This is a genomic window from Paenibacillus sp. FSL E2-0190, from assembly GCF_037992965.1.
Classification (GTDB): Bacteria; Bacillota; Bacilli; order Paenibacillales; family Paenibacillaceae; genus Paenibacillus_AQ; species Paenibacillus_AQ odorifer.
Map to the genome: position 1 here is coordinate 1,552,490 of NZ_CP150306.1, position 20,614 is coordinate 1,573,103.

At 47.6% G+C, this 20,614-nt stretch carries 12 protein-coding genes; 6 read left to right on the forward strand and 6 right to left on the reverse strand.

What is annotated here, in order from left to right; translation table 11 throughout:
- Positions 1 to 170: 170 nt before the first annotated feature.
- Positions 171 to 530, forward strand: a complete 360-nt coding sequence (locus tag NST25_RS06775) for a hypothetical protein (protein ID WP_036675871.1) — start codon at positions 171 to 173, stop codon at positions 528 to 530.
- A gap of 64 nt (positions 531 to 594) precedes the next feature.
- Here NST25_RS06775 and nrdF read toward each other — a convergent pair whose 3' ends face one another.
- From nrdF to NST25_RS06800, 5 genes are all read right to left on the reverse strand, one after another.
- Entirely contained in the window at positions 595 to 1,554 is a 960-nt protein-coding gene (nrdF, locus tag NST25_RS06780) for a class 1b ribonucleoside-diphosphate reductase subunit beta (RefSeq protein WP_076275365.1), read from the reverse strand.
- A gap of 39 nt (positions 1,555 to 1,593) precedes the next feature.
- Entirely contained in the window at positions 1,594 to 3,678 is a 2,085-nt protein-coding gene (nrdE, locus tag NST25_RS06785) for a class 1b ribonucleoside-diphosphate reductase subunit alpha (RefSeq protein WP_076185378.1), read from the reverse strand.
- A complete protein-coding gene (gene nrdI, locus NST25_RS06790) occupies positions 3,665 to 4,024 on the reverse strand; it encodes a class Ib ribonucleoside-diphosphate reductase assembly flavoprotein NrdI (RefSeq protein ID WP_036675861.1) in 360 nt (119 codons plus the stop codon). Before nrdI ends, nrdE begins: the two co-directional genes overlap by 14 nt.
- Before the next feature lie 403 nt (positions 4,025 to 4,427).
- Complete coding sequence (locus NST25_RS06795; RefSeq protein ID WP_340012079.1) at positions 4,428 to 6,077, reverse strand: helix-turn-helix domain-containing protein; 1,650 nt, start codon at positions 6,075 to 6,077, stop codon at positions 4,428 to 4,430.
- 30 nt (positions 6,078 to 6,107) lie between these two features.
- On the reverse strand, positions 6,108 to 7,931 hold the full coding sequence (locus tag NST25_RS06800) for a sensor histidine kinase (protein ID WP_081383302.1): 1,824 nt from the start codon (positions 7,929 to 7,931) through the stop codon (positions 6,108 to 6,110).
- A 227-nt stretch (positions 7,932 to 8,158) separates the two neighbouring features.
- On the opposite strand from NST25_RS06800, the gene NST25_RS06805 reads away from it, so the two are divergent.
- The 4 genes from NST25_RS06805 to NST25_RS06820 all read left to right on the forward strand — a co-directional run bounded on the left by NST25_RS06805 (position 8,159) and on the right by NST25_RS06820 (position 18,231).
- The gene (locus tag NST25_RS06805; protein WP_340393551.1) at positions 8,159 to 9,502 is read left to right on the forward strand and encodes a sugar ABC transporter substrate-binding protein; all 1,344 of its coding nucleotides are present in this window, start codon (positions 8,159 to 8,161) and stop codon (positions 9,500 to 9,502) included.
- 99 nt (positions 9,503 to 9,601) lie between these two features.
- Positions 9,602 to 10,540 carry a sugar ABC transporter permease gene (locus tag NST25_RS06810; RefSeq protein WP_036675858.1) on the forward strand — a complete coding sequence of 313 codons (939 nt, stop codon included), beginning with the start codon at positions 9,602 to 9,604 and terminating at the stop codon, positions 10,538 to 10,540.
- Between the two features lie 15 nt (positions 10,541 to 10,555).
- Positions 10,556 to 11,395: a carbohydrate ABC transporter permease gene (locus NST25_RS06815; protein WP_081383301.1), complete on the forward strand. Its 840-nt coding sequence runs from the start codon at positions 10,556 to 10,558 to the stop codon at positions 11,393 to 11,395.
- A 149-nt stretch (positions 11,396 to 11,544) separates the two neighbouring features.
- Entirely contained in the window at positions 11,545 to 18,231 is a 6,687-nt protein-coding gene (locus NST25_RS06820; protein WP_340393553.1) for an S-layer homology domain-containing protein, read from the forward strand.
- A gap of 167 nt (positions 18,232 to 18,398) precedes the next feature.
- On the opposite strand, the gene NST25_RS06825 is transcribed toward NST25_RS06820, so the two are convergent.
- Positions 18,399 to 19,235, reverse strand: a complete 837-nt coding sequence (locus NST25_RS06825; protein ID WP_076307333.1) for an AraC family transcriptional regulator — start codon at positions 19,233 to 19,235, stop codon at positions 18,399 to 18,401.
- Between the two features lie 180 nt (positions 19,236 to 19,415).
- Here NST25_RS06825 and NST25_RS06830 point away from each other — a divergent pair, with 180 nt between their 5' ends.
- Positions 19,416 to 20,558 (forward strand): DUF2264 domain-containing protein, encoded by a 1,143-nt coding sequence (locus NST25_RS06830; protein ID WP_340393554.1) that lies wholly within the window; start codon positions 19,416 to 19,418, stop codon positions 20,556 to 20,558.
- Positions 20,559 to 20,614: the final 56 nt, after the last annotated feature.

A 20,614-nucleotide genomic window follows, 5' to 3' on the forward strand; every position in this document is an offset into this window, starting at 1 on the left:
ATTGATTGTAACGATATGGCATCATTTAAACAAGGCAGTTTGTTCCAAACCCAGTTGCCAAAAGTAGAAGTTACTGAAAAGCCTGGTCAGAAATTTTTTTGTCTGTTGGAGTTACATACATTACTTTCTATTATTAAAAAATAACTATTAAAACTTGGAGGAATACAATTATGTCATACACAATTAAATACAACAAAAGTGAAAACCACATCGATGTAGTATCTATCGATTTTTCTGCTGAGGATGTTCCAGGATACTTGAAAGATTTTGAGAATATCATGAAGCTTGTTAGTCCTAAATTTACGGGTACAACTGATGTAACTGAATCTGCAAGTGTACTTTCTCCTGAAGTTGCAGCAATGTTGGCTCCAACAGGTGAGATGGCGAAAGCAGCTGGCCAAGCAGGATGGGCTTATGTAACTAAAAACCCAATTTGGAAAATGCAATTGAAACGTATTTTTGGCAGAGATTTTGCTGATGCTTACGATACCTATGAAGAAGCTAGAACAGTTCTGAAAAAATTGCAATAATCTAATAAATAGAGTTAGCAAAAAGTGCGGAGAGCTTTCTCCGCACTTTTTGTTTTATCTATATTTAAAATTGAAAATCTTCATCCTTCAGTGGCTCCACATTAAGCGCCCGGACATATCCGTTGCCTTTCTTCGAGAAGAAGTCATGCTGCTTGGTGTGGGTGCTGATCCCGTTCTGAACAATCGGGTTGATCTCTTCCTCGTCGAATAGCGGGTCATGGCCCAGATTCATCATCGCTTTATTGGCATTGTATCTTAGGAAAGTCTTAACCTCGTCCACCAATCCGATAGGGGCATAGATCTGCTCGGTATAACGCTCTTCATTCTCATGCAGCAGTCGAAGCAATTCTACCAGCGTATGGTGAAGTTCGCGTTGCTCGTCTTCTGGGAGCCCCTCAAAGATCTCCTGTGCCAGCACACCGACATATACCCCATGGATGCTCTCATCCCGTAGAATAAGGTCGATGATCTCACCGCTGCAAGTCATTTTGCCCTGCCCAGCCAGATATAGGGGATAGAAGAAACCACTGTAGAACAAGTAGCTCTCGAGCAGCACGGAGGCTGCCATGGCGAGGTACAGGTCTTTAGGTGAGTCTATGTTTTTGTAATATTGTGAGATGGTCTCCGCTTTGAACTGGAGGAAGGGGTTCTCTTCTACCCAGCGGAATACACTGTCGATCTCCTCTGTAGAGGACAAAGTGGTGAAAATACTGCTGTACGATTTGGCGTGAATTTGTTCCATCATACCCATGAAGCCCAGTACAGCTTTACGTTGAAGGCCTTCGACATGCTCCATAATCTGCGGCATTCCGACTCCGCCTTGAATCGTATCCAGCAGTGTCAGACCGCCCAGCACCTTCATATAGGAGTCCTTTTCTTGCTCACTGAGCGTGAGCCAGGACATTTTATCATCGGATAATGGAATTTCATCGTCCGTCCAGAATTGCATAATGTTCTGATTCCAGAACATCAATGAGAAATCGTCGTCGGGACGGTTCCAGTTAACGGCTTGGATAGCGGTCATAATATTGCAATCTCCTTTTCTGCGGCTATAGCCTTCCTTTTAGATCGAGCAGGTGAGGCATTCCTCGACGGACAGCTTTTTGGTCCGGGTGTAATACAGCGACTTCAAGCCTTTATGCGCCGCATACAGGTAGGAGCGGGCCAGTTCTCTGGTGGAAACATCACTGTTAACATGCAGAACGGTCGAGATACCTTGGTCGATATGGGGCTGAATTTCCGCGATCAGATCGATTACCTTGAACTGGTCCATCTGGTAAGCCGATTTATAGAAAAACACATTGTCCGGCCGCAGGTACGGCATCGGATAATAAGTAGTTGAATTAGCATAAGTCCGAGTCTCAATCTGCTCAACAATCGGCATAACGCTTGAAGTGGCGTTTTGGATATAGGAAATGCTGGCCGTTGGCGCAATCGCCAAACGGTAAGCATGGTATAGGCCATTTGTTTTTACCGCATCCCGCAATTGTTCCCAGTCTGCTGGGGATGGGATATAAATATCTCCGAATAACTCTTGTACCCTTGGGGTAACCGGGCGGTAATCGGTAGTCAGGTAACGCTCAAAATAAGCTCCCGTAGCATAATCAGAAGCCTCAAATCCATGGAAAGATCGGCCCGTGGCGGCAGCGATTTCCATACTTTTCTCCAGCGAGTGGAAATTCATGGTCATAAAGAAGGTCCGGGCAAAATCGCGGGCCTGCTCGCTTTCATAAGCAATGTTGTTCTTAGCCAGATAGCCGTGCAGATTCATGACGCCAAGACCGACAGAGTGCATTTCCTTGTTTGCTTTGGCTACGCCTGGGGCATTGGAAATACTGGTCATATCGCTAACAGCGGTCAGGGCAATCATGCCCTCATGTACGGATTCACGGATTTTGCCATGTTCCATCACGTTAACAATGTTCAAGGAAGCCAGATTGCAGCTTACATCGCGGCGGATTGTACTCTCCTGTCCGTAGTCGGCAATCTCTGAGGTCTCCTGCAGCTGAAAGATTTCAGTACAAAGGTTGGACATTTTGATCTGTCCGACGTTTTTCAGGGCATGGGCCGCATTGGCATTGCTCTTGTTCATGATATATGGATAGCCAGATTCCAGCTGGATCATGGCAATTTTGGTCAGCATATCCCGTGCGCTCATAGCTTTCTTCTTTTTGACACGTGGATCGGCCAGCAGCTTATCATACATGTCATCCAGATCCATATCGTCGAGATGCGTGCCGTAGGCTTTGTACACACTGTAAGGAGCAAATACATGCAGCGCTTCATTGTCCTTCGCCAGCTTATAGAAGCGGTTTGGAATAATCAGGCCGATGGACAGGGTTTTGAGTCTTGTTTTTTCGTCGGCGTTGATCTTCTTGCTGTCGAGGAATTCCAGAACGTCCCAGCCAAAAATGTTGTAATAGGCTGCTCCTGATCCTTTACGTTGACCCATCTGATCTGCATAGGAGAAGCCGTCTTCCATCAGCTTGAGTACAGGTATAATTCCCTTCGCAGCATCCTCAACACCCTTGATAGTTTCACCACGGGAGCGTAGCTTGGATAGGTTAACGGCCACACCGCCACCGATCTTCGACAACTGCATGCAGGTATTCAGCACATAGTTGATGGAATTGAGCGAGTCGTCCATTTCGATTAGGAAGCAGGAGACGAGCTCACCACGCCGGCTCTTACCGGCATTTAAGAAGGTTGGTGTCGCAGGTTGCAGGCGCTGTTCCATCATCGAACGGGCAAGTACCCCCGCAGTATCGGCGTTGCCGCGTCCCAGGTGAAGGGCGACTGCCGCCACACGGTCCGGGTAATGCTCCAGATATTGTTTGCGGTCATTGGTTTTTACAGCGTAATCCGTGTAGAATTTCGAAGCTGCCATATAAGATGGAAAACTGAAGTTGTAGGCATGGGTAATCTGGTAGACTTCTTCAATTTCCGCCGTGCTGTACTGTTCGTAAAAATTCTCGTAGAAATCCTGTTCAATCATATAATCAACCTTGGCTTTTGTATTCGCAAAAACCAGACTCCGCCGCTCTACATCCCGCATAAATTCGGCTACTGCCTCAAGATCTTTGTCTAGCTGAAAGAAGCCACTTTCGTCTCTCTTCATCAACATGTTGTTTAATTCAATATGCCGCAACCCGGCTCACCTCCTGTTTAATCCGTTCTACATCGCCAAATGTACCTGATAACTCAAATTTACCGATAACGGGCACGTTATACCGATCTGCAATCAAGTCCGCGCTGTGCGCGAACAGCTCGCCCCAGTTCTTATTGCCGCTGGCGGCGATGCCTTTCAGATTGGCATTATTGTTCTTCAAGAAAGTAGACACCTTTTCTGGAATCTGTCCAAAGCCGGTGGTATATGTAATAAGCACATAGGGCTCATCAATCGTCATATGCTCCTCAATCTGCACAGCCGGCAACTTAAGTTTGCTGATGAAGCGTCTGACATTTCCTGTTTTTGAATCATACGCGACTAGCATGGTGTCTGTCCCCCTGTAAATATTAAAAACTATTGAAAATAGTATGAAAACTGAATGGATAAGCTATAAATTCTGAAAAATCGTATCTATACTATATTTAGTGTGCGTTGTTTATTTTAATTACTATATGTTGAAAAGTCAATATGGGAACAGCAGTCTTAATAGCTGAGAAAGTGTCTCGTAAGCGGTTTTTTGGTAGACTTTTAGGGCAGAAAGACCGGAGTATTAGCATTTTGCTAGTTTAAAAATAAAAATAAAAAAATTGCAGGAATAAGGGTGATACTTAGGGATGCTGCTGAGGGTGATGGCAAGCCAATAAATCTGCAAGGAACAGAGCCTGCTCCTTGCAGATTTATTGGCTTTATTTTTGCGAAGTGGGATTATTCTTAATAATCTCTTGATCTCAAGAACGGTTGTTTACTCCGAGGCTTCGGTCAGGCGGTGAATCTGCTTTAAGTTGCTGCATGTATTCTCTGGGGGAAATTCCGGTTACCTTTTTGAAGACCTTGCTGAAATAGAAGGCACTCTCATATCCCAGCTTCTGTGAGATTTCGTAGATGCGACCTTCCCCGCGTGCCATCATTTCTTTGGCTGTCGTGATTTTGATCTCCGTGATATATTCCACATAGTTGACCTTGGCAACCTTGGAGAAAAGGTGGCTCAGATAGTTGGGACTGAAATTGAAGACATCTGCCACTTGATTGAGCGAGAGCTTAGTTCCGAGATTTCGTTTAATATACTCTTGGACATTTTTGACGAGCTGCTCCTTGTAGCTTTGTCTGCGGGTAGAGAGGATGTCCGAGCAACCGTCCCGGAACTGGATCAGCCAGCCGGCGATCTCTTCAATCGTATGCATCTGGTAGATAGCCCGGTAGCCCTCCGGTTCATTTTCGAAAATTTGCTCCACAATGTTCTCGCCGTCTGCGAGCAGTGAAGTGGCCATGTACAGAATGTTGCAGGCAGCATCAGTGGCGGGAACCAGCAGGTCGGCCCGGCCGTCGAAGATTTCGATCATTTTGGAGATAATGGCGTATAAAGCTTGGGTATCCATTTCTTCAAAAGCACGGCGGATCTCTGTACGCAATTCGGAGAAATCAAACAACAGATGATCCTGCTCCAGCGACTCTCCTTCGGCAAAAAACACAAACGACTGTGCTTTAACCGCAGCAGGAAGCGCTTTTCGGGCAGCGAGGTAGCTTTCCCGCAGCAAATAAGGATCCTCGACCGCAAAGCCGATCGCGCCGATGATCCTTACATTGAAGTAGTTATGGAGTATGGAGGCCATATGGGTCAATAGCATTTCAATCTCAGGCATCCATTGCCGTGAATCCGTCCCGTTGACGGGCAGGGTTACAGCAAAATTGCGCAAGTCCAGACTGCTCACATAACAAGGTCTTATGGAAGTAAGCGTATCTTTAGCCATTTGGACGGTACTTGAGCACAGAGCAACCATTTTATCGCCGCGGGGCGGGACACTGTCTGGCCCCAAAATACGGCAAGTGCAGACTAGATAAGCAGGTTCCTTGAGCTCAAGGTTTAAATCATCTCTCTGCAAAAGGTACTGGTTTTTATTTGCGAATAAGTTATTGAACAGGCGGATGAAAAATTTATCGCGTTGAGCTTGTAGATTGCCTCTATGAGCAAGCATGGGATAGCTGTCTAGGGTTTGAAAAGCCTCCAACTGGGAAATTGCTTTCCGAATGGAGGCATCAAGTGCCTCTGGTGTCAGTTCTAGCTTCACTAGATAATCTGTGGCTTGCACTTCAATCGCTCCACGCGCGTATTCGAATTCCTCGTAGCTTGTTAAGATGATGAACAGCGGAAGCCGGCCGTGTTTTTTGCGTACCGCATTGGCAACTTCTAAGCCGCTTTTAATTGGCATTTTTATATCGCTGATTACGATGTCAGGACGAAGGGTGTCAATCATTTCTTCCTCTTGAGCCCCGTTGTGTGCAATGCCGACAATTTCTATATTATATTGCTCCCACTTCAGCATGGACTGCAAGCCGATACAGACCAGCGCCTCGTCATCAGCAATTAACAACTTGATCAATTCCATCACATCCTTGCTTGATATGCTACTCTATTCCTTTTGCAGGAACGGCAGAAGAATCTTCATCCGGGTATATTGGCCCGACTCACTCTCAATCGAAAGACCGTAATTATCCCCAAATGCCAGGCGCAAACGTTCATTTACGCTGCGGAGTCCAATATTCTCGGGCATTTCTTTGCTTCCATTACCTGGATTCGACAGAATCGTGGAGATTTCTTCTTCCTTCATCCCTATACCGTTGTCTTCAATCGTAACTAGAATATCGGCGAATCCACTTTTGGCCACCTTAATGAGAATTTCTCCTCTGCCTTTGGGCTCAATGCCATGGAAGATGGCGTTCTCGACCAGGGGCTGGAGCGTGAATCGTGGAATTAGGCCGGTTAGCAGTTCCTCGTTGTCAATCTCCTTTACCATAGAGACCGTACTGCCATAGCGATATTTCTGAATTAGAAAATAATCATCCAGCAGGCTCAGCTCATCTTTCAACGGCATTAGTCTACGGTTGTCTTTGGCGATGCTGCGCAGCAGTCTGGATAGTGAAGTGGTCATTTCCGCGATGCCGGTAGCATTCTGAATTGTAGCCATCCATTTGATCGAATTCAGTGTGTTGTACAGGAAATGGGGATTGATCTGACTCTGCAGCATCCGGTATTCCAGCTCCTGCTTCTGTTTCTCGTCAGCGAGCCGGCTGTCCATAAGCGCTACGATATCTTGGGACAGGCGGTTAATGCCCCGGCCGACATCGCCAAGCTCGCTGTTCCATTCGATATTGCGGTCCAGCAGGAAATTGCCCTGGGCGATCTTATCAATCCGCTTCTTCAGTTTTTCCACCGGAAGACTGATGGTACGGGTCAGATACAGCGTAATGATAGCGCTTAAGACAATAACCAGGAGACAGACGCCGAGCATAACCAGAATCCATATATTTGTCTTGGGAGCGAACAGGTCATTGGATAAAGTCTGTGACAGAATGACTCCGCTGCGTACGGGATAAGATACCACGATATGGCTCTCTTTCTCGTCCTCGAGCTTGACCATGGATAGCTCAGTTTGCGGACCGACAGGTTTATCATTGGTATAGGCCACCGGTTCATACGGCTCTGCAATGGCGATGACCTGGTCGCCGATGAGCTGATAATGATGATTGCCGAGCGTCAGCAGCAGCCGGGAATTCTTCGGCAGGGAGTACCCTTTCAGCTTGTCGGTAATAACAGTGGTATTCGCTAACAGGTACACTGTTCCAACGCGGGAAGCTCCTTTGCCGTAAATAGGAAAAACAAAAGGAATTCCGTTCGTGTTGGAGAGCGGGTCCTTGATCACCCGGTCCCATTTCTCCTCGGCATCATTGCTAAGGCCGGTAATTTGACCGATATTGTGTATGGTAAGCGGAACAGAGGTGCCGGTTTTATCCACCTGCAGAAACTTTCCGTTGCTGTCCGTAACAATCAGACGGCGGGCATAGCTGTTGGAGCGGTTGTTCAGGAAGTCCTGCTGCATCGAGTTGAATACATTAACTGCTTCCTTAGAGCTAGCCTTAGGTGAGCTGAAGTAGTCTGTAATCAGGGTATTAGTAGAAGAGTTAGTGCTGCAGGTCATCGCCAGCGATGACAGATCAATTAAATCCTGTTCAATAATATGGGATACCAGCTGCAGATTGAACTCGGTCGCCTGGATGGTTGTTTTACGCTGATAATAAGTAATTAATTCATAGCTAAAAAAAGACAACAGCGACGCTATCAGCAGTGCGAATACGGCCATGAGCAGAATAATGCGACTTTTAATGGTGGATTTTCTTACCGTATTTAACACTCCTCTACAAAATGTGAAAACATATAAAGCGTTTTCATATACCATAGCATATTCCTGCGTTCCGATACAGGGGGAGGTACATAAGCTGAATATTTTACATGTTTTAGATAGAAAATTACAGGTTTGAACCGGAGCAGGGAAGAAGAACACAGAAAAGTGAATGAACTTTGTTTGATAATGCATGCCATTCTTGCGAAAAAAGCTATAAACTTTGAACTAAGCTCAGAAGAGCCGATCGTAGTTACACAATCAGAAGAAAAGGGGATATTTAAATGAAACTGAAAAGATTCTATGGCATAACCCTCGCCACAGTATTCTCCATGAGTCTGTTGGCTGGATGTTCTGGTAATAACAACAACGAAGGTGCTGCTGCAACGACAGCTCCAGCAACGGGGAATTCTGCAAACGCTTCCGCTGAACCGAGCCAGGAGCCTGTGACTTTGAAATGGGCCTTGTGGGATTGGGAAGCTACCGCTTACTACAAGCCGCTAATCGATGCCTATAAAGCTGAGCATCCGAATGTAACGATCGAAAATGTCGATCTGGGGTCGACGGACTATATGACCATGTTAAGCACACAACTATCCGGTGGCGCAGATCTGGACGTACTTACAATTAAAGATATTCCGGGCTACTCGAACCTTGTGAAACAGAATCACCTGGAGCCGCTTAAAAGCTTTATGAGTGGCAACGCTATTGATCCTTCGGTATATGGAGGTACTGTAGAACAAATCGAAGTGAACGATGAGGTGTATGCGCTTCCTTTCCGCAGCGATTTCTGGATTCTCTACTACAATAAAGATTTGTTCGACAAAGCAGGAGTGGAATATCCAAGCAATGATATGACATTCGAGCAATATGATGAGTTGGCCAGAAAAATGACTTCCGGCAGCGGTTCTGAAAAAGTGTACGGAGCTCACTACCATACTTGGCGTAGTGCGGTTCAACTGTTCGGTATTCTGGACGGCAAGAACACTGTTGTTGACGGAAACTACGATTTCTTGAAACCAACCTATGAGCGGATCCTGAAAGAACAGGAAGACGGCATCGTAATGGATTACGCCACACTGAAGACTTCAAGTACGCACTATTCTGGCGTATTCTACAATAATTCCGTTGCTACTATGAACATGGGCAGCTGGTTTATCGCTACACAAATTGAGAAAGTGAAGAGTGGCGAGTCCCAATCGGCTAACTGGGGCATTGCGAAATACCCTCATCCGGATGGTGTGGAAGCCGGTACAACCCTGGGTACAATTACTTCCCTAGCTGTAAATCAGAAATCCAAACATAAAGAAGCAGCACTTGATTTCATGAAATTCGTGACTGGTGAAGAAGGCGCTAAAGTCATTGCTTCCACCGGAACCATTCCAGCGATTAAGAATGATGAAGTTATCAATTCCATTACTTCCATCGAGGGCTTCCCTACGGATGAGAACAGCAAAGCGGCACTGACTACTGTTAAGACTTATCTGGAAATGCCTATGCATGAAAAGAGCGCAGACATCGAAGTTATTTTGAATGAAGCGCATGACAATATTATGACTAAAAATGCTTCGATTGACGAAGGTTTGGATGATATGAATGCTCGCGTACAGCAGCTCTTGAATAATTAACCTTAAGAGAGCCGGTTCTAAGGGCGGGTGAAAGCCCGCCTTTTATATTAAAAAGTATAGATTTGTGGGGAAAGTTTTAGAAGGTTTGGAGGAGAAAGAATGCAGAACGAAACCATATTGGGTACAAAAAAGATCCCTAAACGTCATTTGTCAAAAGGTGTCCGGGAAAACCTGGTAGCTTACAGCTTCATTGCGCCGAACTTTATCGGATTTGCCCTGTTTACACTGGTACCTATGTTTTTTGCCTTTATCCTTGCTTTTGTGAAATGGGACGGGGCCAATCCAATGAAGTTTATCGGGCTGGACAATTTCACCCGGTTGATCAGAGATACAACATTTCACAAAGCATTATGGAATACCATTGTTTACACTATTGGCGTAGTACCGTTCACCATGATTGTCGCGCTGGCGCTGGCGATTCTGCTTAATCAGAAGATAATGGCCCGCAATTTCATGAGAACCGTATTCTTTTTCCCTTATGTAGCATCCCTGGTAGCCGTTGCTGCCGTATGGAACTTTATCTTCAGTCCTACGATGGGTCCGATCAACAATATCCTGCATACCCTTACCGGTATCCCGCTGGAGGATCTTCCCCGCTGGGCAGCGGATAAACACTGGGCGATGTTCACAGTAATACTGTTTACAGTGTGGAAAAACATGGGTTATTACATGGTTATTTACTTGGCAGGTCTTCAGGGCATCAACCCTGAATTGTATGAGGCTGCTGAACTTGATGGTGCGGGTGCGTGGAGAAGATTCCGCAATGTGACGGTCCCTCAACTGGCGCCTACCTCTTTCTTTGTTCTGATGATTCTAGTCATCAATTCGTTCAAAGTCTACGATATCTTTATCAACCTATTTGCCGGCGCCGATAACCAGTTGAATGATTCTACAAGGGTTATGGTGTATCAAATCTACAATACGGCGTTCCGCTCGCTTGATTACGGATATGCCAGCGCCATGGCCATTGTATTGTTTCTGCTGGTACTTGGCATCACCATCGTCCAGTTCCGCGGCGAGAAGAAATACGGACAATAGGAGGATTCAAAAGATATGGTTGGTAAAAGTAAAGGACTTCGAATCAGCATTATGGTTCTTGTGTATATTTTGTTGTTTGCGACAGTACTGGCGATGCTGGTTCCGTATATATGGATGTTGTCTTCTTCACTCAAGATGAACAAAGATGTCTTTTCCTTCCCAATGCAGTGGATTCCACAGAATCCGCGCTGGGAGAATTTCGCGGATATCTGGACACGCATTCCGCTGGGCCGTTTTATTTACAATACGGCGAAATTATCGATTATCGTAACGATTCTACAACTACTGACTTCTAGCTTTGCTGCGTACGCGTTCTCCAAACTGCATTTCCGGGGAAAAAACATTCTATTCCTTGGATATATTGCAACGATTGCGATCCCTTGGCAGGCTTACATGGTGCCGCAATTTATCCTGATGCGTTACATGGGACTTAACAACACGCATTTGGCAATCATACTGCTGCAGGCATTCTCGGCATTTGGAGTATTTCTGATGCGCCAGTTCTATCAAGGTGTTCCGGATGAATTATGCGAGGCTGCCCGTATTGACGGCTTGAGCGAATATGGAATTTGGGCGCGAATCATGTTGCCGTTGTCCAAGCCAGCCTTGTCTACATTGACGATCTTCACCTTTGTCGCTACCTGGAATGACTTCCTAGGGCCAATGATTTATCTGACAGATACGAAACTCAAGACTATCCAAATCGGACTAAGAATGTTCATCTCGCAATATTCCGCCGAATATGGCCTGATTATGGCCGCGAGTGTGGTGTCCATTATTCCGGTTGTAATTGTTTTCCTGGCTCTGCAAAAGTACTTTGTACAAGGTGTTGCAGCATCGGGCATTAAGGGCTAGAACCGTATTTGACCTGGCAGTTGCATGCTTCATAGGCTGCCAGGTTTTTTTATAAGTCAAAGGGGTCTGTATAACTCTAGTAATTATTCATTTAACAATAAAATGAATACGCTTTCTTTTATTATTGGCCATCAAAGGAGGAGAAGAGAATGAACAGAAAGTACTTTCGAAAAAGGCTTTTCTCAATAACGATGACTACTGCGTTCGTAGTTGGGATGTTTCCGGCATTCACTCTGCCTGCAGTCTCTGCTGCTAACGTAAATTCTATCTACGCTGCCGCCCATATGGGGGCTACAACAATTGCAGATACTACTCTGCCAGCCAGCATTGATATCGGAGGCCAGAGCACAGCAGTGAACTGGAATATTGGAGCAGATACCTTTGCCGTGCCATACGATGCCGTGACCGTCAGCGGTACAGCAAACGGGGGGCCGGTCGTAGCCAGTGTGGAAGTTATTCCGCCCGCAAGTAATCCGTTGGTTTACTTTGTGGATAGCGGCAGAGGGGGCGATTCCGTAGGCAACGGGCCTACTTCCTCGCCGCTGTACGAAGCGGTCCGCACGCTGAGCGGCAGCGATTTGCTCAACCAGTCACCCGACCAGAAGTATATCAGCGGTACGGCGGACTGGGGATTTGATGATTCCGTAAACAAGGTCAAGAATTCCAAAGACGGGGGACTTACCGATCCAGCCACCGATCCGTCCCTATGGACTGTCGGACTTCGTGCCGACCCTGCCAGCAATCATATCGTGTATAAATTAAAAGCGCTTGAAGCTGGAACCTATACGCTCAGCAGCGGTTTCCATGATTGGTACGGCAGCCGCTCCCGTGTAATACGTCCTCAGATCGAGTATAAGGATGCTATCGGGGCAACCAAGACGATCTTGTTTGAGCAGTTCAACACTAATGTGACTAAGCTAATTTCAGGCGAATTCACCATTCCTGGAGACATTGACGTTAGTAGTCCAATGACGTTGACTTACGCCTATGTTGCTGACGAAAAACCTATTTTGAGCTGGTTCGCCGTTGCCAAGGGCGGAATCAAGAAACAGATCGAAGAGGCTACACAGAGCGCAGCTTCTATGGTCAAGGTTCTGCTTGACGGCAACGATATCCAAGCTGACAATGTCAACGGCCTCACATTCAAGGGATTTGGCGTACTAAGCGCTAACAGCACCAGTGCGCTTTTGATGGACTATAAGTCAGAGCATCCAGAGGCTTATGCAGAAATGCTACAGATCTTGTTCGGTGGAGAACATCCGCTCATGACGCATGTGAAAATCGAGATGGGCAATGACCGCAATAACTCCACGGGACCTGACCCGGCGACTATGCGTACGGCCGATGAAGAGGCAAATGTTACCCGGCATCCCGGCTTCCAGCTTGCCGCAGATGCCAAGGCAGTGAACCCTGATCTTAAAGTGAGCATCCTGCGATGGAGTGCTCCGGCCTGGGCGAATAACAACGACAAAATCTATACCTGGTACAAAAAAACCATTCTGGCCGCTTATCGTGAATACGGTTATATGGCCGATTACGTTAATCCTTATATCAACGAGCACGCTCCAGATTTGGCGTGGACCAAACAGTACGCTGAGAGAGTCAAGACTGACAGCGAAGGCTTCAACAGCACCGAAGAGCGGGAACTGTACAACCGGATCAAGTCTGTGATATCCGATGAAGTCGGGATTGGCAGTTTCGGTGCCAGTATGGTGAGTGATCCTTCTCTGCGGGAAGCCGTGCCGATCGCTGGATACCACTACAACACGGACGACGACAGCGCAGGCAATTTCAAAAAACTTGCAGAACAATATGATATTGAGGTTTGGAACAGCGAGGCGCAGTCTACCTTCAGTAATTCCTCTTTCCGTCCCAACAACAATATGAAAGATCCTACAGTGGCAGGAACCGGCATTGGTGGTGTCGGCAGTCCGCTGGAGATGAGTAACACGATTATTAAAGGATTCGTTAACTCCCGCCGGACACACTTTATTTACCAGCCAGCCATTGGTTCCTTTTATGAAGGCGGACAATATTCCTTCAAGGAATTGGTCAGCATGCGCGATCCGTGGTCGGGATGGATTCATTATGATGCGGGTCTTGTCACTCTGCAGCATTACAGCTGGTTTGCGAATGTAGGCTGGGAGAACGAGGATAATACTGCTGGGATCTGGCGAGCGGTTCCTCAAGCCAGCTCTACAGGTGCGACAGGCACCAATCCGGTCAGCGGCCGCAACGGTTCCCCTAGCTATATAACCCTTGCAGCACCTGATAAAAAAGATTTCTCGACGGTTATCGTGAACGATAGCGAGTATTCCAAAATCTACAAGCTGCAGACAGTCAATATGGCTTATACGGGTAATCCATCCATGGAAGTATGGGAAACCCGTGCCGCTGATGCAGGAGAAGCGTTCAACAGCAATTATATGCAGTATCTCGGTGATGCCACTGCTGATGGCAGCGGGGTGTATACCGTTAAGGTTAAACCGTATTCGACCGTGACTGTGTCTACTTTGAAGAACAAGGACAAAGAAGAATATAATACACCGCTGCCTGTAGAAGGCGAGCGTACCGTACTGGATACTGATGCTACAGGAGCAGGACACAGTACTGGGGACAACATTCTGTACGCTGATGATTTTGACTATTCCAAGCAGACTGTTGTGAAGATTGGTGCAGGCGGTCAATCTGAGGGTACCCAGAGCTATATCGAATCCCGCGGCGGTTCCCAAAGCGTTATCCCGCGTTATACCCATGACCGCAACGGGGCATTTGAGGCCTATCTTCCGGACGGTTCAGACAATTATGTCCTGCGGCAGCAGCTGGACACGGGAACCATGGGGCTTGGCGGCACATGGAACAGCGGAGATCCCGTAACGGCCATCGGCGACAACCGGTGGATGAACTACAAGGCCAGTGTTGATGTATCGTTCGAAACAAACAATACTCAGGGCGGAGCCAATTATGCTGCGATAGGCGCCCGTTATCAGGGAGGTGGCAGTTCCCACTCCATAACCGGTACACCGTATGTGCTGAAATTCTGGTTCGACGGCGGCTGGCAGCTGCTGGTCAACAATAGCGCAGTTGCGAGCGGAAATGCCGCGAACGGTTCCGGCGGCGTGAAGATCGACGGATTCGATACCGCATATGACGCATGGCATAATATTGCCGTTCAGGTTGCAGGTGATAAAGTGACTGCCTATCTGGATGGGGTGAAGCTGGCTTCCTATACCGACCCTACTCCTGAATTGTCCGGCCGGGTAGATCTGGCCAGCGGCTACTATCACGTCCGCTTCGATAATTTGAAGGTGGAGAAGGTTGAGGGCTACACGCCGTATTATTCAGAGCTTCTAGACAATCTTGAGATGTATGACCTGGCAGCTGCTCCGAACCCTAAACTGATATATACCGGGTCGTGGAGCCATATAAATGGAGCGGGCATGTACATTTACCAGCGTTCTCTTTCTACCAGCCAGGCTGTAGACGCTGCAATGGAATATACGTTTGAAGGCACCGGACTGGATATTCTAGGAGCGAATAACGGATCGGCGAAGCTTGAGGTAACGGTGGACGGAAAAGTTATTGCTCTATTGGCTGATACAGTAGCTTCCAAGGAGCTGTACCAGACGTACGCACTCCGCGGGCTTAAATATGGCCAGCACCATGTGCAGATAAAGGTGGTAAGCGGCACCTTGGTTGTCGACGCGGTGGCGGTTGTTTCCGGGGAAGTAACTGGTACTGTAGATACTGCTGCTCTTCAGGCGGCGGTAACAGCCGCGAAAGAAATGAACAAACAGGATGAATATTCGGACAGAGACTGGCAGCTCTTCGTAGATGCACAGAGCGATGCACAGGGAGCACTGGATAATCCTATTTTATACAAATTGGATCAGGAAGGAGTTACTCAGCTTGAAGCACGCCTGATCTCCGCCCAGAACCAGTTGACTACGGGAGATATACGGGAGCTTGTCGCTCCTCAGGATTTGGCTACTTATGCCGGAAAACTGCCGGATCTTCCAGACAAGGTGGAAGCCACTCGGGCAGACGGATCCAAATTGCTGGTATCAGTAAAGTGGAATGTAAATGCGGCCAGCTTCAACAATCCGTATGAACGGGTAGCTGTAACCGGCACTTATGGAAATCTGAAAACAACTTGTTATGTGGAAGTGGTGCCGGAGGGGCTCTTATACTTCCTCGATGCTGGTGTATCGGTGGACGGTATCACGCCGCCGTATACATTAATCAAGGATTTTGTAGGTGACAGCTTGCTTAATAACAAGGCGGATCAGCCTTCGACAGGCAATGGGGTATGGGGGCATACCAGTACTAAGTACCTCCTTAAGGGGCTTGGTGGTGCTGTAGTTCCTTCTGATAAAAGTCAGACAGGTGTTTATGGTTCGGATACAAAAAATAATCCACTTGTATACCTGCTCCCTTTGAACGCAGGCAAATATACGATTACGTCATTCCATCGGGACTGGTGGAACAACACCAACCGCACGATGGATATTACGCTTAGCTATATCGACGCTGAAGGGAAAGAAGTGACCAAATCGGTCCGAACCGGACTCGTCGCAGGTCCTAATGGCGCTATGATTAACTATGACTTCACGCTTCCGGTGAGCGGTACTGTGAAATACTCAATAAACAATACGTATTCAGGCAATCAGGCTGCATTGATCAGCTATGTGGCTGTAGCTAGAGATAAAGCCAGTGTTGCTAATGAGCAGGCTGTAAATGAGGCTAAGAGTATCATAGAAGGTGCGGTATACAGCGTGCAGAAGGAAGTGGCAAACAGCGAAGAAGCTGTCCAGACTTGGCTGCTGCAGACGATAGGCGCTCTGCCCGGTCTCAATGATACCGGAGTTACGATCGGTGAGATTACCTTGTCTTCCTTCCAAGAAGCAACCGATGAGACTAACGGCAGCTTCAGCTTTACGGTATCACTGAGTAAGGGAGAGGCCACAGCGGACAGTTCGGTGAGCGGAACAATCAAGCTGCCGGAACCGGATACTGTTCAGCCTTTGATTACTCTGTTAGGTGATGCAATAGTGAATTTGCACATCGGTTCTGAATATACAGATGCAGGAGCGACTGCTTATGATGACAAGGATGGTGATATTACAGACCGTATAACTACAACAGTTAGCAGTGAAGTATACGGTTTGACTGCTCTCGATACAGCGAAAGCTGATATTTATACCTTCCATTATAATGTCAGCGATACTGCGGGCAATGAGGCTGAAGAAGTGACAAGAAAAGTAGTCGTTGCACTTGATCCGGATGTAATGAAGCCGGTGATTACACTGCTTGGTGAACCGTCCATTCAACTGGAAAATGGCGCAAGCTATATGGATGCCGGAGCCACAGCGGTAGATGACCGTGACGGCGACATTACGGAGCTTATTATAGCAACGATTACGAAGAATGAGGAGAATGTGCTGGCACTGGACACTAAGGCGGCAGGCATCTACACCTATCATTATAATGTGAGTGATGCGGCGGGCAACGCGGCTATCGAAGTGACTAGAACCGTGACAGTGGGCGAAGCAGAGCAACCTCCGGTAGTGACGCCAACACCAACACCAACACCAACACCGACATCGACGCCGGAACCGGAGCCAACAACAGCACCAACATCTACGCCGGCGCCAACGGAAGCACCAGTGTGGACGGTAGCACCGACACCAGCAGTCATCCCGTCCCCAACGCCAACACCGCTGCTGCAGACCGAAAAGGTTCTTGATCGAAAGGATTTCACGGCACCGGTTGGAGGAGTAATAACGGTTCAGCTCACTGAAGCTACAGAATCCGTGCTCCTTCCAGCAGGACTATCAGGAATCATCGGAGAGAACACTCTACGTCTGGCTTGGAGTAAGGTTGCTATCGATCTGACCCCAGAAGTGCTGAAGAGCATTCAAGAAAAAGCTACTGGAGGTCAAACGGAGGGGGCGCGAATTAAGCTCTCAGCAGTGAAGGTATCCAGAGATGCTGTGGAACAGTTAATCAATAATCGGGCTGTTAATGGTTCCGTACATTTATCTGCGGCAAGTGATGTGATTAACTTCAGCTTGGAGGTTGTTGCTGCCAACGGCACTGCTGTAACGGTAACTGCTTTTGATAAACCGTTGACACTTACGTTCAACGTAGATCCGGATGCCAATATAAGCTTGCTCGGTAGCTACTATGTTTCTGCAAATGGTGCGCTTGAATTCATGGGCGGAACGTTGACTAATGGTAAATGGACTGCTGAAATACGGCATTTCAGCCAGTATGCAGTCCTGGAATACGATAAGCTGTTCACAGATGTAAGCAGTGACAGCTGGGCCAGCAATGTGATTAAGACCATGGCTGCGAAGCATATTATTGAAGGCATTTCCAGTACGGAGTTTAATCCGCAAGGGGATGTAACTAGGGCACAATTCGCTGCTATGATTGCACGCGCGCTTGGGCTTAAGGCAGGAAGCCATTCAACATTTGGTGATGTGGATTCCAAAGCCTGGTATGCCGAAGCCGTTGCAGCTGTTAGCGGAACGGGTATCGTGCTCGGACGCAGTGCGGATTCGTTCGCCCCGGATCAGAGCATTACCCGCGAGGAAATGGCTGTGATGATCGTTCGTGCTTATGAATATTTGCAGGGAAGCGAGACCAATGAACCTGCTGTAGGATCGTTCAGTGATTATTCCCAGATTCATGACTGGGCGAAGAACGCAGCAAACATCGCCGAACAGTCGGGACTGATCAAGGGACGCGGCAATAAGCAATTAGCGCCACAAGAGACGATGACCCGTGCCGAAGGTGCGCAAGTTATCTCCAATCTGCTGGGATATTTGTAAGTAGCATTTCAAAGAACCTGGCAGGCTGCATTAAGCGGGCTGCCAGGTTCTTTATAGATTTGGAGAGACGGGGGAGTGCTTAGGAAAACAGCGGCCGGAAGTCCAACTATTCACCGCAGTAGCGATTGCATCTTTTTTGAAAAATCCTTGAATTTGAGTTTTAAAGCTCAGCTTCTTTTACTATATTTTCCGGGTGGAATGCCCGTGATGTTCTTGAAGGTACGGATGAAATTGGCATAATCGTTAAAGCCGGACAGATAGCAGGTATCGGATACGGAGTTCCCGGCGGACAAGAGCTGCTTGGATAACGCAATTTTTTTGAGCAAGACGTAACGGTAGATGGTTCCGCCTGTCTGCTGTTTGAACAGATGGCTGAGATAATATTTATCGACGTTCAGTTCTCCAGCGATTTGCTCCAGTGACAGATTTAGATGCAAGTGGTTGTCGATATAGCTCATGGCTGATTGAATATGTGAGGAAATGATGCTGGGCACGGTAGATCGGGTGCGGCTGTACAGCTCATTGATGAGGACGAGGATCTGAACCAGGTAGGTCAGAGCCAGAACTTCGCTCCCGTACTGCTGATTCTCTAATGTCTCAATCAGGCGGGAAGCAAGGGCTGTATACTCTGCAATCAGCGGTTCATCCATTTGCGCGAGATTATGCTCTCCGGGCTGGCGGTTCTGGAAACAAGCGAGCAGATTTGTAGTTGCGGTACAGAAGGGATAGACAAGCGGAGCTTTGAAATGGATAGTCAACCGTTCATAGGGCTCCGGAGATAAATTGATGATTTTATGAATCTCGTGATTGTTGAACAACAGGACATTGCCCCGCTGCAGGGGATAGCTGAACTGATCTACAAAACCGTTCACCTTGCCGCCCAAGAACAGGAAAATTTCATAGTGGTCATGGATGTGGAAATCCCTGGTAGGTGAGATCGGCGAATTTCCGATACCTGCCAGAATATCTCCATCGAACGGCTCATAATACTGGGCATGCTTCATTGGAACTGCCCCTTTCAGATTGATCACAATATACGCAATAAAACATCATTATTCGCAAAGACATTGCAATAATACAACACTAAACTATAGTAGAAGATTACGCAATATAACAAGATTCAGGCGGTAGGCAAGAGAAGTAGCTGTAGCTGATTAGATGCAATTGAAAGGGTGGAATTGTGCATGAATGGGAAGGAACAGCGTAAATACTGGCTGGATACAATGCTGCTGATCGGGGGGCCTGTGCTGAATGCTTTGGCTGAGCGGAAATTAAAGGAACAGTTGCCTACAAAGTTTCATAGTGACCGGAGCCAGTTTGCCCATTTGGAGGCTTTTGCTAGATTGGCATGTGGAATGGCCCCTTGGCTTGAGCTAGAGGGACTTGAGGGTGAGGAAGAACAGCTTAGAGCGCGTTATGCCGGGCTAATGCTGGAAGCCATTGATGCCGCTGTTGATCCGAATTCACCTGACTATATGGAATTCAAGGCTGAAGGCCAACCGCTGGTTGATGCGGCATTCCTGGCACATGCGCTGGTGCGTGCACCAAAGCAGCTTGCCGGCAAGCTGAGTGCGCGGGTCAAAGGCAATGTAATAACAGCGCTGAAGCAGACACGCCGGACAGCGCCAAGCGGCAGCAACTGGCTGCTGTTCAGCGCAATGGTGGAAGCCGCTTTGTATATACTTGGCGATCCTGAATATGACCGGATGCGCGTTGGTTATGCGGTCCATATGTTCATGGATTGGTATAAGGGCGACGGAGTTTACGGGGATGGCAAGGACTTTCACTGGGATTATTACAACAGCTTTGTTATTCAGCCGATGCTGGTGGATGTGGTGGCACTTTTTGAACAGGAGTCGGAGCAATATTCCGCATTGAAACCGCTGATTCTGGAACGGGCACAGCGATACGCTACTGTTCTCGAACGGATCATTGCACCGGATGGAACCTATCCCTTTATCGGGCGTTCGATCGTTTACCGTTTTGGGGCGTTTCAACTGCTGTCGCAGGCGGCGCTGCAGCATTTTCTGGAGGAAGCATTACCCCCTGCACAGGTACGCTGCGCTTTGACAGCTGTGATTACGCGAATTATGGAGTATCCGGGTACGCTGGATGAGTCCGGATGGCTACGTCCGGGGGTATACGGTTATCAGCCGGAGCTTGCGGAGAGCTATATCAATACAGGCAGTCTTTATTTATGCGCCTCCGTATTCCTCCCGCTGGGGCTGCTCCCTTCCGATCCTTTCTGGTCAGGGGAAGAGATGAAATGGACTTCACTAAAAATTGCAGCCGGTGAGGATGTTATGAGAGATCATGCCTTGGAATAAAAAGTATTCAGCCATATTAGTGAAGAATAAGATGCTTCGCGGATCTGACTGACCTT